The organism is Alteromonas sp., assembly GCF_984505615.1.
The window spans coordinates 18265-32103 of the sequence record NZ_CFHOXV010000013.1 but is presented as its reverse complement, the minus strand read 5'-3'; the positions used below and the strand labels follow the sequence as shown (position 1 = coordinate 32103).

General features: G+C 47.9%; 14 protein-coding genes. 4 read left to right on the top strand and 10 right to left on the bottom strand.

Annotated features, from left to right (window positions below; translation table 11 throughout):
• Nucleotides 1-50 precede the first annotated feature (50 nt).
• The 3 genes from tnpB to AC4PME_RS09705 all read right to left on the bottom strand — a co-directional run bounded on the left by tnpB (nucleotide 51) and on the right by AC4PME_RS09705 (nucleotide 1270).
• Nucleotides 51-401 carry an IS66 family insertion sequence element accessory protein TnpB gene (gene tnpB, locus AC4PME_RS09715; protein WP_491046110.1) on the bottom strand — a complete coding sequence of 117 codons (351 nt, stop codon included), beginning with the start codon at nucleotides 399-401 and terminating at the stop codon, nucleotides 51-53.
• Nucleotides 398-640, bottom strand: coding sequence for an IS66 family insertion sequence element accessory protein TnpA (locus AC4PME_RS09710; RefSeq protein ID WP_491046111.1), 243 nt, complete (start codon nucleotides 638-640; stop codon nucleotides 398-400). The genes tnpB and AC4PME_RS09710 overlap by 4 nt, the downstream gene beginning before the upstream one ends.
• Nucleotides 641-1069: 429 nt before the next feature.
• Complete coding sequence (locus AC4PME_RS09705) at nucleotides 1070-1270, bottom strand: helix-turn-helix transcriptional regulator (protein ID WP_491046112.1); 201 nt, start codon at nucleotides 1268-1270, stop codon at nucleotides 1070-1072.
• Nucleotides 1271-1538: 268 nt separating this feature from the next.
• Here AC4PME_RS09705 and AC4PME_RS09700 point away from each other — a divergent pair, with 268 nt between their 5' ends.
• Nucleotides 1539-2408 (top strand): hypothetical protein, encoded by an 870-nt coding sequence (locus AC4PME_RS09700; protein ID WP_491046113.1) that lies wholly within the window; start codon nucleotides 1539-1541, stop codon nucleotides 2406-2408.
• A 166-nt stretch (nucleotides 2409-2574) separates the two neighbouring features.
• On the opposite strand, the gene AC4PME_RS09695 is transcribed toward AC4PME_RS09700, so the two are convergent.
• From AC4PME_RS09695 to AC4PME_RS09680, 4 genes are all read right to left on the bottom strand, one after another.
• Nucleotides 2575-3480, bottom strand: a complete 906-nt coding sequence (locus AC4PME_RS09695) for a hypothetical protein (RefSeq protein ID WP_491046114.1) — start codon at nucleotides 3478-3480, stop codon at nucleotides 2575-2577.
• A gap of 326 nt (nucleotides 3481-3806) precedes the next feature.
• The gene (gene rluF, locus AC4PME_RS09690) at nucleotides 3807-4562 is read right to left on the bottom strand and encodes a 23S rRNA pseudouridine(2604) synthase RluF (protein WP_349585881.1); all 756 of its coding nucleotides are present in this window, start codon (nucleotides 4560-4562) and stop codon (nucleotides 3807-3809) included.
• A 146-nt stretch (nucleotides 4563-4708) separates the two neighbouring features.
• Nucleotides 4709-4927, bottom strand: coding sequence for a hypothetical protein (locus AC4PME_RS09685; protein WP_491046115.1), 219 nt, complete (start codon nucleotides 4925-4927; stop codon nucleotides 4709-4711).
• 98 nt (nucleotides 4928-5025) lie between these two features.
• Nucleotides 5026-6171: a sensor domain-containing diguanylate cyclase gene (locus AC4PME_RS09680; RefSeq protein WP_491046116.1), complete on the bottom strand. Its 1146-nt coding sequence runs from the start codon at nucleotides 6169-6171 to the stop codon at nucleotides 5026-5028.
• Nucleotides 6172-6389: 218 nt separating this feature from the next.
• Here AC4PME_RS09680 and AC4PME_RS09675 point away from each other — a divergent pair, with 218 nt between their 5' ends.
• Nucleotides 6390-8138 (top strand): amidohydrolase family protein, encoded by a 1749-nt coding sequence (locus tag AC4PME_RS09675; protein WP_119501038.1) that lies wholly within the window; start codon nucleotides 6390-6392, stop codon nucleotides 8136-8138.
• Between the two features lie 67 nt (nucleotides 8139-8205).
• Here the strand turns inward: AC4PME_RS09675 and AC4PME_RS09670 are convergent, their stop codons facing one another.
• The gene (locus tag AC4PME_RS09670; protein ID WP_491046117.1) at nucleotides 8206-8679 is read right to left on the bottom strand and encodes an EVE domain-containing protein; all 474 of its coding nucleotides are present in this window, start codon (nucleotides 8677-8679) and stop codon (nucleotides 8206-8208) included.
• A 165-nt stretch (nucleotides 8680-8844) separates the two neighbouring features.
• Between AC4PME_RS09670 and AC4PME_RS09665 the strand changes: the two genes are divergently transcribed.
• The gene (locus AC4PME_RS09665) at nucleotides 8845-9306 is read left to right on the top strand and encodes a hypothetical protein (protein ID WP_491046118.1); all 462 of its coding nucleotides are present in this window, start codon (nucleotides 8845-8847) and stop codon (nucleotides 9304-9306) included.
• Nucleotides 9307-9484: 178 nt separating this feature from the next.
• A complete protein-coding gene (locus AC4PME_RS09660) occupies nucleotides 9485-11686 on the top strand; it encodes a YgiQ family radical SAM protein (RefSeq protein WP_491046119.1) in 2202 nt (733 codons plus the stop codon).
• Nucleotides 11687-11721: 35 nt separating this feature from the next.
• Here AC4PME_RS09660 and AC4PME_RS09655 read toward each other — a convergent pair whose 3' ends face one another.
• Nucleotides 11722-13131 (bottom strand): PepSY-associated TM helix domain-containing protein, encoded by a 1410-nt coding sequence (locus AC4PME_RS09655; protein ID WP_491046120.1) that lies wholly within the window; start codon nucleotides 13129-13131, stop codon nucleotides 11722-11724.
• Nucleotides 13128-13685, bottom strand: coding sequence for a hypothetical protein (locus AC4PME_RS09650; protein ID WP_491046121.1), 558 nt, complete (start codon nucleotides 13683-13685; stop codon nucleotides 13128-13130). Before AC4PME_RS09650 ends, AC4PME_RS09655 begins: the two co-directional genes overlap by 4 nt.
• Between the last annotated feature and the right edge of the window lie 154 nt (nucleotides 13686-13839).

The window sequence follows — 13839 nt, the reverse complement described above, 5'->3', positions numbered from 1 at the left end:
ATATTATTCAGACTATTTCGTGATCGATAAATACTGCTTATGAGCACCAGTTATAAGCCGGACGCCGTGTATTTCAACGGCGTGTGTCCTATCACATCGAAGCCGGATAACAACCATTGCAACTGCTGTTCACTCAGGTGCATCTGACGTAATTCGCAGTCCGCTGGCCATTTGAAACGATGTTTCTCCAGGCGTTTGTACCACAGGGCAAAGCCGGTTTTATCCCAGTACAATACCTTCAGCTTGTCCCGCTTTTTATTGCAGAAGACAAACAGCGCATCCCGGAACGGATTCAATTCCATCTGCTGTTCCACCACGACAATCAGGCCGTTGATGGACTTACGGAAGTCGACATTATCCAGATAAAGATAAATGTCAGCAGGCTCGACGAACATCTTCATTCGTTCAGCGCCTTCATCAGGCTGGCCAGCCAGTGGGGGCTGACATTGGCGGGTAAACGCAATGTCGAAGAAGCACATTCCAGAGAAAGGGTCTGCGTGTTATCTTCAATACGGGATTCAAACGTGGTGACTTCGCGTTTAACGTGAACAAACTTATTGCTGGTTTGATGAAGCCGGATGTCACTGCGTCTGGCATAAAACGTCTGAATGTTAATCTGATGCTGACGGCAGAATGCCACCGCTGATAATCCGCTTTGCTCCTGACGTTCGAAAAGCGCCAGCCAGGTTCTAGCCAGATTTCATTCACATCCCGCCACGACACATACTTATTCATTTTACATCCGCATTCTTCACAGACTCCTTTCATGAGAGCCATCCCTGCAGGCTGGGCTATAAAAAGAACTGACTCAATACTTGGCTTAGCAGCACCTTGGCATCGAAAACAGCTCATTTCATGCTTACCGCAGTTGAATCTAATCGCATTTCTTTTCTGCTTTAAATAAACTTTCAGATCAGACCCATTTATCAACAGAGGTCTATTTGTATCTACAACTGGTAAACCTGCACGAATCCAATTTCTTACTGTTTTTGGATGAACGCTAAGCGTTTCACTGACATCGATAACCGTAAGGTTGCGATTACCTTTTATTCGGCTGATGGTATTACGCCTAGACATTATCCACCGCCTTAGATGCAACAACACGAGCATCAAGCCACTCTTCAATATCGCTGAGAAGCCAACCAACAGCTCGTTCTCCAAGTGAAATGGTGAGCGGGAAACTTCCCTTGGCCATGCGTAAATAGATTGTGCTTCGCGATAAACCAGTCATGTGAATGACCTCGGGTAACCGCATGATTTTATGAGACATAGTTAGTCCTCTTGGTTTGTTATTGGATGACCGAGAGGTTACGACGAAAGTTAGGTTCAAAAACTCATATGAGGAAAGCAAAAACTCATATGAGTTTTTGGCGAACCACAAATAGGGTGTCGGTTGAAAGGACTTGAATCCAAATATGGGATTTAAAGCGATGGCCTAGCAAGTTGATTTGTAAATTCTATAACCTCACAATAGTGGGCCTTTCATGGATGTACTCAGTTGTCATTTTTACTACTGAGCGTAGGTTGGAGCGAAACTAATGCGTATTTCTTATTTCTTAGCACTGACAATGGCGTCAGTTGGCCTACATGCTGACGTACTCACTCAAGAATTCACAATTGACACTTATTCGTTGAATCATCAGGGTACCGAATTCAACTATATAGATAACAATGAATTCACCGGACCGATGAAGTTTGAACTTAATTATGATTTAAATTTTGTAAACGGCGTTTTTTATTCAAATGTTGATATGGATGATGAAAATTTTAGGTACGTATCAAGTAACACACAATTTGACGCGAGCTCGCTTTCTTATAGCTACGAGAGTATTTTGATCGACGAAATAATGAGCTACCAATCGCAAAATGCTTTCGAATCATCAAGACTGCATTTCACAGACATTTTATTCGACTCTAAGCCTGATGGCCGATTCGATATGATTGAGAACGGATCGAATCTCCACGTCAGTGTTACTACTGTGACGGAGTCAATAATAACTGGCGACCGCAATAATGGGAATTTTACTGAGACGCAAAAGCTATACAGCACGTATTTTAACTTCAGTGCACATGAATACTTTGACCTGTTAGATGCAGAAGATCCAACCGCATCTACGCTTACAGATTTCACAGATTTCCTTGCTGAAAATCCTGTGACGGCATCATTTGGTATAGAGGGATATACACAGTATGTCGAATATCAGAACTATCAACTCATAAATGAAAGCATCTTTAACTATAGTGGTCTTTGGGGTTCTGGAGAAGCTGTTTTAACTAACCAAGAACGCAAATCAAGCGCGGTGACGGTTAGTGCTCCGGCGACCTTGGCGTTGTTTGGCATTTCCATTTTCGCATTGGGTTACAGATGCTTTCAGTTTGGCAGCGGCAATCAAATTAAGTCTTCGTAAAGCAAATGGCTTAAGCTTGCTTAATACAGAATTTTGTATCTTTTCAGAAGGGCAGAAATCAATTTCACTAAGACTTTATTAACTACCTATCAAGAGCAGAACTGTTAAAGTTAAAGCCTACCAATTCTGCTTTTGTTATCGGCTATGCATTCACTAGCCTGTCATCTCAGTCCAATACATCCGCAGTTTCTTCAAGGATTTTCCGAATGGTATTGTCGCTAAGACTGATTCCCGCTTGCTGGCTCATCAGCCTGAAAGCAGATGAAATACCTTTCTGGGTCGGCTCAATCTTCTGAGCATGTAACAAGATACCGATAAACTTAAGAAGGCTCCTTTTTTCTGGCGGGTGTAACCTCTTTTCTTCCATAGCTACCATTGATGCTTGTTCCAGCTCAGCGATAAAGCGATCAAGTTCTTCACGTCTGACAACAAGCTGATAGTTGGTATCTTCTAGAGAAAGCAGATATGTACCATCCTGCTCGACTTCGAAAGGATTGAGAAGTCCCATAACTTGTTCAATCTCTTCACTATCGAATTGCTCAAATATAGCGCTGGGATTATCACGCAAACTTTGAATTGAAGTTCCCTTAGAAATAAGCAGTGCTTCAAGTTCTGTCTCAACGGCTTTCTGTATTTCCTCGTTTTTAGATACAGGGAGAGTTTTTAGTAATTGATATACGCTAGCATCGCCCTTGATAAAGTACCCATTCATTTCAGCTAACGTTGGAACTGGGCCGCCGGTTTCACGCTGGAGAAGTTTCCTGATTTCATACTTCTCTAACCCAATCATCGCCAGATCATAGGTTCCATTAATGTAGTGAATCTGTTTTTCATTGTTAGTTGGCAGGACAGTCTCCGCCTTAGTTTGCCTAGCTTCTGAATCTTTATCTGAAACCAGATTCGTTTCCGTTGCGAAAGTCTGTTCAGGAAAGCGAATTGAGATTGCCAAATGGCCATCTAATGCAAGCTCATATAAGTCTGCCAATGAAACCTGCTCCTCTAGGACGTTGGACAAATAATTCGTGGCATTAGTAAGAGGGAAATATTTTTTTAGTTTTAATAATTTACTCATGAAAAACCTTGTCGAAGGCTATTACACCGCTCCTCTGTACCGAACTACAGCAATCGTAGCGTTGATACCAGAGCACGAGCGATACACAGCCGAATTGCAGAGGACGGAATTATGGCAGAAATTAAAAGGTGACTTAGAAAAAAATGCAGGCAAGGCTAACTAATGGGTACATCGAAGGGTACACGGCTATAAATCAAGTTTAACATAACCGTTTTAAAACAACATCTTAGTTAATTAGTTCAACTTACGCCAGCCCACCAACATCGAAGGGATGTAGCTCAATATCAATGAGTTACGTCCCTTTTTCATTTCCGGTGTAAGCAGCTTTACTTCTCTGTTTTTTCCGGCGCTGTCTTCTTAGACCCTTGAACAGCTTTATTCAGTAAATCCAGTTCCTTTTCAGTGAGGTTACGCCACTGACCCGGTCGAAGATTGCCTAAAGTGAGGTGCATGATGCGGGTGCGTTTCAGTTTGGTGACTTCATAGCCGAGGAATTCGCACATTCGGCGGATTTGGCGGTTTAATCCCTGAGTCAGAATAATGGTAAAGCGATCACGGCCACGGGATTCCAGCTGACAGGGTTTGGTGACTGTGCCGAGGATGGGTACGCCACGGGACATTTTCTGTAAAAAGCGTCCGCTGATGGGCTGATTCACAGTCACATCATATTCTTTATCGTGGGCGTTTTCTGCCCGCAGAATTTTATTCACAATGTCGCCATCACTGGTGAGCAGGATCAAGCCTTCAGAAGGTTTGTCGAGACGACCGATGGGGAATATCCGCTCTTTATGGCCTATCGCGTCGATGATATTGCCTTTGACGTGACGTTCCGTTGTACAGGTAATACCAACCGGTTTGTTATACATGATGTAAATCCGGTCTGATTTATCCGCAGCCACCGCACCTATGAGTTTACCGTCGACTTTGACTTTATCCCCCGGCGCCACTTTTGTGCCCAGCTCCGGGAGCTTATCATTAATGGTTACCCGCTTTTGTTCGATGAGTTTATCTGCTTCGCGCCGGGAACAGTGACCGGTGTCACTGATGTATTTATTAAGACGTTTTGCCTGATCTGAACTCATAACGGGGAATAACCTTTAACTGACAACTTTTTATGAAGTTGCCAAGGATACATGATTCACGGCTTTTTCACTTAGTAAACTTCACCTGAGAATACTTTGCGGACCAGAAAATAGCCAAAATAGTGCTAATACGCTGAATCAGCGGATTAACGCTCTTTTTTACCGCTCTCTTCCGCCGGGGCAGCCTGCTCACTGTCATTGTTGTCTTTGTTTTTGCTGCCGGCCTCGGTTACCACGAGAAAATAAAGGACCAGCATAATAGTGACAAAAACCACAACGATGATCATGCCGATGAAGGTGGTGCCGGTTGCTGCATAAGAGGGGGCAGCGAATAAAAATAACGGTAAAAACGGAAGGTATTTCACCAGAAAACTCCGGAAGATGAACTGAGTGACGTATTATTCCTTTTCGGTGTCGGGGATCAAGGTGTAAAGGCTGCTTTTTTCTTAAAACCCGATCTGAATCAACCGGGCGTGTTATTCACTTCTCCGTGGACAATTCCTTTTCTGCCGTTTTGCTTTGCACGGTAAAGGGCCTTGTCTGCCAGCAGTATAAGCTCTACCGGCCTGGTGTTTTTGTCGCAACGCAAAGACGCAATGCCCGCACTGACAGTAATAAAATTGCTCACTGCAGACTCCGGAAAAGGTACTGCCAGCGCAGTAATTTCATCCAGCAACGTTTGCGTAATACTGTGCGCCTCTTCAGCGGGAATACAGGGCAACAGTACAGCAAATTCTTCTCCACCATACCGCGCTGCTACATCATCCGGTCTGCGGGCAACCCTGCTCAATACTTCACTGATATTTTTCAGTACTTCGTCACCGGCCACATGGCCGTATGTGTCGTTGTACTGTTTAAAAAAATCCACATCCAGCATGACCAGGTTTAACGTGTTGCAGCTTCTGGCACATCGGCGGATGGCCTTTTGCAAACTGTTGTCGAAAAAGCGCCGGTTGGCAATACCGGTCAGACCGTCTGAATTTGCCAGTACATCCAGTTTTTGATTCGCGGCCAGTAATTCGTTACTTACCCGTTCGAGGGCCATGCGGTTTGCCTGACTTTCCAGTGTATTACTCAGAATTTCGCCGATGAGCTTAAGATAACGTACGTCGTTGTCCTGCCACTCATAGGGTGAACCCACCACATCGCACCCGACAAATCCGGTGAGCTCATCGTTGATCCGAATGGCAACACACAAAATAGAACTGATATTTTCACGCTGAAACTCCGCCTTTTCTCCGGCGGCTTCCTCCGGCAGATCACTAACATCATTTATTCTGAACAGCTGCTCAGAGAAAATGGCGCGGGTAAAGTAAGGGAGCTCTGTTGTTACCACGCCCTGCAATTGCTGCTTATAGGGCTGCACACCACTTGCTACCCATTCATGGGTATTGGCCATGGTGGTTTTGTCTGCAGAAAAACGGAACAGGTAGCACCGCTGAACACCACGGAATTTTCCGTATGCACCAAGGCTCTGCTCTATCAGAGGATCCAGCTCAGCATGTTTTACATTGATTAATCTTGAGGTCAGTGTTGAAAGCAATTCGGTGAAGGCCAGCTGATTGTTCAGTAATGGCTGAGCTGACATAGGTGTACTGTGATTATTCAAGGTGTTTCCCTGCTACCTGAGAAAAAACAGCGGCTACTTTTTGCAACCACAATCTCTACAACAAAAGTATAGCCTATATGTCACAGAACGCATTTTATTAGCGATTTATCTTTAGCCTGTAGGTTATCCGTTAGCCATCTGCAAATATCGGATTTGTCAGGACGCCCTACCCGCTTCACGCGCTGCCAACGCTTGAGCAAACAATACGGATTGTTATTATGCGTTTACGCCCAACTGGTTCATCTCTTGTTCTGGCCGGTTCTCTTTGTTTTTCGCTTTTCAACGCTGCCTGTGCAGATACCCTTTTTAAACAGGCTACGCTGTTCGACGGCACGGGTAAAAAACCTTTCGTTGCAGATGTGCTGGTAAAAGACGGCCGCATCAGTCAGATAGCCGCTTCCATCAGTGACGCGGGAAATGCTGAGGTTATAGATGCCAGCGGCAAAGCCATGTTACCCGGTTTTTTTGATATCCACGTGCACTGGACACCGGGTGGTGAACCTCCTTCTATTCCGGCCATTGCTGAGCAATACGTTATTCATGGTGTCACCACGGTCACCGATTTTCATTCTGCACCAGAGTCTTATGCACCCAAGCGCGCCTGGCTGGCGAACCTGAGTGCCCCGCATGTGGCTTTCGCTGCGAGAATGAGCACACCGGGTGGTCATGGCGCAATGTGGGCAGATAACCACACCACGTATAAAATTTCCACTCCGGAAGATGCCGCTGTTGCCATGAAAACGCTGGCGCCCTATAAGCCCGATCTCATCAAATTATTTGCTGATGGCTGGCGCTATGGCCGTAAGGAAGAAAATACCAGCATGGACGAACTCACCATGAAGGGCATGGCTGATGCTGCTCACCCTCTGGGTCTGCCTGTTGTGGCTCACGTGGTAACAGTGGATCGTGCGAAGAAAGCTGCCGGTGCCGGTGTGGATGTGCTGGTACATGCTGTTCAGGACGGCGACGCAGATGAAGAACTGGTTCAGGCCATGCTGTCAGCTAACATGACCTATTCGCCCAGCCTGGCGGTGTATGAAGTCACAGAAGCGAAAAAGGCTTATTACGACGAAGAAGCACTGGCCATGGCAGACAACCGTCAGAAACACTCTATGTACAACTTAAAGTTGTTCAGTGAAGCTGGCATTCCTGTAGCAACAGGGACTGACGCCGGTATGCCTAAAACACCACACGGCAGTTCCACTCACCGTGAGATGGAGCTTTTAGTTGCCGGAGGGCTGACGCCGGAGCAGGCACTGGTTGCCGCAACCAGAAACAGTGCTGCCGCCCTGAACTTGCTGGACGACAGAGGGACTCTGGAAGCCGGTAAGCGTGCTGATCTTGTGATCATTGACGGCACACCCTGGGAGTCAATCTCAGATACCCGCAAGGTTGAACAGGTCTGGATTGACGGCGAACTGAAGGCGCGTAACAACACTCTTGTCACGCCGCAGCCCGAAGGCTTACCGGCAGCGGTAAAAGCCACTGCATTGATTGATGATTTTGAGTCTTCATCGGGCAGAACGGCATTGAATACGGTGTATATCAATCACCGGGATACCGGCGTAGGACACAGCCGGTCATTGTCTCAGCGGGTGCCGAAAGAAGATGGCAGTGGCTATGCCTATTTCATGCAGGCTGCTTTGTCTAATAAGGAAGAACCGGAAGCTTCAGTACGGATGCACTTTACTCCGGGCGCTGTAGTTCCGGTAGATGCTTCGGCTTATAAAGGCATCACGCTTTCAGTGCGTGGCGAGGGAGCATATTTTGTCAGCCTGACAACGGGCAGCGGCGAATGTGAAACCTCATTCTCAGCCACCCCGGCCTGGCAAACGGTGCAGTTACCCTTCAGTGCATTCTGTGACGGAAAACTGGACAGTGCACAGTTGCTGATGCTGGAGACCGGAAAGCACGGTAAAGCCGGTGATTCAGTATGGATGTCAATGGACGACATCAGTTTCTATTAACATAAGGCTGACCCGGTTTTGACGCCGGGCCTGACCTTGCTCTGCGCGGATTTAGCAGCGCAGGTGTTTATTTACGGGAACCTTTTGCCTTTGCATACAGTGCTTCCCATTCATCCGGTACAACGGGCATCACCGACAAACGGTGCCCTTTTTTAACCACACCCAGTTGCTCTATTTCCGGCATGGCTTTAATTGTGGCCAGCGGCAGCACCGAAGCAAACTTCTCTTTAAACGTCACATCCACGCAAACCCAGCGGGGGTTATCACGGTCTGATTTAGGATCGTAATATTTGCTTTCGGGATCGAACTGACTCGCATCGGGATAGGCATCACGGGAAATTTCTGCAACACCGGCAATGCCAACGTTCTTGCAGCTTGAGTGATAGAAAAACAGCAAATCCCCGGCTTTCACCTCATCGCGCATGAAATTTCTTGCCTGATAGTTTCTGACCCCGTCCCAGGGCTCAGTTTTATCCGGACGGGAAGCAAGATCGTCAATACCAAATGCATCCGGTTCTGATTTAAACAGCCAGTAAGCCACAATGTCTCCTGAAAACGCTTTCTTTAAAAATGCAGTCTATCACAGCATCTAATTTCTTGGACAACGCCTGCTTTACCCACCTTTACACAATACTGACACACACCGGAATACAGGTTGCTATTTTAACATTATGCCAATTCGGGCATCGACCACAGGAGCAACCTAATGGAAATTTCTCAACTTAACAGTGCCATGCAAACCGGCGCACTGACCGGCACCAGTAACGTTAACGGGATTACAAACCAGAGCCCGCCGCCACCGCCGCCTCAGCAGGATGCATTATCAGAATACATGGCGGAATCCGGCAGTGATGAAGATGTAAAAGCCTTTATGCAGAGCATAATGGATATGGAAGCGTCCGGCGAATTTGATGCGCAAAGCCTTGCCGCCAACGCGCCGGCCACCATGCAGGCTTTTGCCGAAGAAAACGGCATCAATCTGGAAAGCTTTTTTCAGCAGAAGCACGATCAGCAGTCTGCCAGACAGTCAGCAGCGACTGATATGCCACCACCACCGCCGGGTAACAGCCAGACACAAACCTATGCCAGCAATGAACAACTGGGTTCTGCGTCCGCATCTCTGATGGACAGACTCACTTCCAGCATTGGCATTAATACCACCGCCTGAACCGCCTGAACCGCCTGAACCGCCTGCAGGCAACAATGTGGTCTGCCGTGTGGCAACCGGGGGTTGAAACACGGCAAAAGCGTGCCGGACCGGGCACGCTTTTTTGTATTTAACTATCGTCACCCCGCGGGTAGCTGATATAATTACGCCTTTACGTTGTTCTTTCCGGTTTATTGTCATGCAAGCTACCATCAAGGCTGACCGCGGCCTGTTTTCCTATCCGAAGTACTGGGCTCATTGCTACGGTACTGCGCCATTTTTACCCATGTCAAAGGAAGAGATGGACGAGCTCGGCTGGGACAGCTGTGATGTGATTCTGGTCACCGGTGATGCGTACGTGGATCACCCCAGTTTTGGTATGGCGGTGATCGGCCGGGTACTGGAAGCTCATGGTTTCCGCGTGGGCATTATTGCCCAGCCCGACTGGACCAGCAAAGACGACTTCATGAAACTGGGAAAACCCAATCTGTATTTCGGCGTGACCGCCGGCAATATGGATTCCATGATCAACCGTTATACCGCGGATAAAAAAATTCGCCATGACGATGCTTATACCCCCGGCAATGTGGGCGGCAAACGGCCTGATCGTGCGGTAACCGTGTATTCCCAGCGCTGCCGTGAAGCCTTTAAAGGCGTACCGGTTATTGTGGGCGGTATTGAAGCCAGCCTTCGCCGGATTGCACACTACGATTACTGGTCAGAAAAAGTCAGACGTTCCGTGCTGTTTGACAGTAAAGCTGACATGTTATTTTTCGGTAATGCCGAGCGCCCGCTGGTTGAAGTGACCCACAGACTGGCCTCCGGTGAAGAAATTGCTGATATCCGTGATGTGCGCGGTACAGCGATTATCGTAAAAGAGGCACTGCCGGAATGGCAGGGTGTCGACTCCACTTCTTTGGATCGCCCGGGCAAAATAGACCCGCTCCCCTCGCCTTATCAGGAATTGCCGGAATGTGATAAAGAAGACACAACGTCCTCTGAAGCACCGGAAGCGAAAGGGGTTGTTATTCAGCCGGTTGAACGCCGCAAGCCCTGGGAACACGTGTATGTCAAACTGCCTGCTTATGAAGTGGTGAAAGACAACAAAGCACTTTATGCCCATACATCCCGTATTCTGCATCAGGAAGTCAACCCCGGCTGTGCCCGTGCGTTAATGCAACGCCATGGCGACCGTCATATCTGGATTAATCCGCCGGCCATGCCGCTGGAAACCGATGAAATGGACGCGGTATTTGATTTATCGTACCAGCGTATCCCCCACCCTGTTTACGGTGATGCAAAAATACCGGCTTACGACATGATTCGTTTTTCCATTAATATCATGCGTGGCTGTTACGGCGGTTGTACATTCTGTTCGATTACAGAACACGAAGGCCGCATTATTCAGAGCCGTTCTGAAGATTCTATCATTCGTGAAATTGAAGAGATCCGCGATAAGGTACCGGGCTTTACCGGTGTCATTTCCGATCTCGGTGGCCCGACGGCAAACATGTACCGCCTGCGGTGTAAAAGTGCCAAAGCGGAAGCTACCTGTCGCCGTCCATCCTGTGTGTACCCGTCTATCTGTGCACATATGGATACCGACCATAAGCCGACTATCGATTTGTATCGCCGTGCACGGGAATTACCAGGCATCAAAAAGGTGCTGATTGCGTCCGGCGTACGTTACGACCTGGCGGTTGAAGACCCTGAATACGTGAAAGAACTGGCACTTCATCACACCGGTGGCTATCTGAAAATTGCGCCGGAGCATACCGAGGAAGGGCCACTCAGCAAGATGATGAAACCCGGTATGGGCAGTTATTACCGGTTTAAAGAATTATTTGATAAGTATTCTGCCGAAGCCGGTAAGAAACAATATCTGATCCCTTATTTTATCGCCTCTCACCCGGGCACAACGGATGAAGATATGCTGAACCTGGCAATCTGGCTGAAAGAAAACCGCTTTAAGCTGGATCAGGTACAGAATTTTTATCCGTCACCTATGGCCACAGCCACCACGATGTATCACACCGGGGTGAATTCGCTGCGTAAGGTCAATAAAGACAGTGAACAGGTACCCTCGGCGAAAGGTGAAATTCACCGTCGTCTGCACAAGGCGATGCTGCGATACCATGATCCGAAGAACTTTGCGCAAATCCGCGAAGCACTGAAGAAAATGGGACGTGAAGATCTGATTGGTCGTGGCCCTCAGCATCTGGTTCCGCCGGAAACCGCCGGCGAGAAACGCCAGAAGGCACAAAAAGGCAAACGGGGTGAACGGGCTTTAACGAAGCACACCGGTTTACCGCCAAAAGGCTTCCGCGAAAAAAATACCTCAGGTAAAGGCAAAAACGGCGCAAAAGGGAAACCCGGTCAGCGCCAGCAAAGAGCCCGCTAAAAACATAAAAAAACAGGAGGCATCAGCCTCCTGTTTCAGTTCGTTCCCGCCCTTAACTGTTTACACCTGAGTAATGCCCAGCCAACATAAGCAAGCATAGGTATGTTCAGTTGCAATGCCGGCAATGACATGGCATCCCCGCCGTGACAGATGACATAAGCGAACAGCATCACTAACACCGACAGCGCCGACATTCCCAGCCAGGCGGATTTATCCAGCGACTTAACCGCCACCGTAAGAGTGAGGTTGAGGGCCATCACTATCCAGAAAACAGGGATGAGCGGAATGGCAGCAAACATATCAATCAGCGCAGTAAGCGCCAGGGCTGATACGCTTCCCCACACCACACAATGCCACAAGCGTGTAGCCAGCGGCGGATTAGCCTTCTTCGCCAACCAGATTTCCATACCGGAAATACATAACACGGTAAGCATAATGCCAAGGACAAAATACAACAGCTTAGAGGGAATACCGGCAAAATCACCGAAGTGCAAACGGTACATGGCGTAAACCACCTGCTTGCCCCAGTGCCCGTCTGCATAACCAGCTGCGCCGAGATAATTCCCCGCACTGTCAAACCGGTAATTCTCTGAGTAAATCATTTTACCCGGCACTCTGGCATAAATTTCGATGAACTGCTCCGGTGTATTCACCTCATGCACGGTGAGGAAAATCAGCTGATTATCAGGGGCAATGGTGGCCATCTGTTCTACGGCTTTACCGATTTGCGGAGTCGAAACAGGCTGGGATAATTCAGGGTCCGGTGTGAAAATCTTTTCTATCACCGCATCACGGTCACCACCAAAATACAATTGAGCGACCAGCACCAGCACAAGACCCGCCAGACCAAAGTACGCACCGGTGATACCAATGATCAGATGAAACGGTGATGCCCACAAACCGAAACGGTTATGTAAATCAATTTGATACTGCTGACCGTTTCCGCCCTGTCGTAAACGGAAGGCATCCTTTTTGATGCGTTTATGCGCCACAATACCGGTTATCACTAACGTGACGATAATGGCACCCAGCGCGCTCACCAGAATCATGCCCCAGCTTGCCGGCAAATTGAGATACAGGTGCAAATCCACCAGCATTTTAGTGAAGGACACAGATTCCTCTTCCAGCAGTTCACCGGATGCACCGGCAAACCAGGCGGTGTGATCGTTTTCAACCACAAGCCTGGGAATATTCGAGGTTGGCAAAACGACGAAGAGATGATGAGTTTCTTCTTTATGTTCAGCAAGGAAATTAGCCATAGCGGTATCAATTACGTCTCCTGATACCGATTCCAGTTCCGTAACACCCGGTTGCTCCCAGCGTTCAAATTCCTGATGAAACACAGCCAGCGTACCGGACCAGCACACCAGAAACAGCAATACACTTAAAAACACACCCACCCAGCTATGGGCATTTAATGCAGCTTGTTTTGTTGTTTTATTCATACCGATACTGCCTGAAATGCCGGAATGAAAAGAAGATACGCAGCGCTGAGAGCACCCAGTACTGTGTAAAGCGCCAGGGCTTTTGGTTTTGATGCAACGGCAAAGTAGTGATATCCCAGCAGGCCCCAGATAACCGGCAACAACACAATACAGGTAGCCAATTGTCCTGTTTCTTTCATGGGCAGCGCCAGACTGACAGCGAGACTGGACAGTAAACTGACGACTAACAACACGATCAGGATCACCAGATAGTGGCCGGCGTGTTGCAACACCTCCCTTCTGACGAAACTCAACGGTTTGGGTGCCGGCTGATTTTTAGGTGACGGCAGCGTTTGCCGGTTTGCTAAAATCAACGGCCATACTCCGATAGCAGGCAGACAAAGGGCGAACACACTGCCTGTCTCCCAGCCGGTTGCCCTGCTCCACATGAAAAAAGATCCCGCGAAAGCGAGCAGAGAAAACCACAGCCAGACACGATGTTGCTTCTGCCAGCTTAGATAAAGCAGAACCAGTGATAAGGCACTGATCCCGCAGGAAAGAATGATATTTGTCATAACGTCCGGATTGACCTGAAAGCAGGTTTGCGCACTTGTCCTGTGCACTTAATCATTTAAACGCTAATAGTATAAACACCCTTAAGAAATGTAAAAGATATTCATTATCATTAATATCATGATAACTGCAGCGCAGTATACGCCGTGATTAACG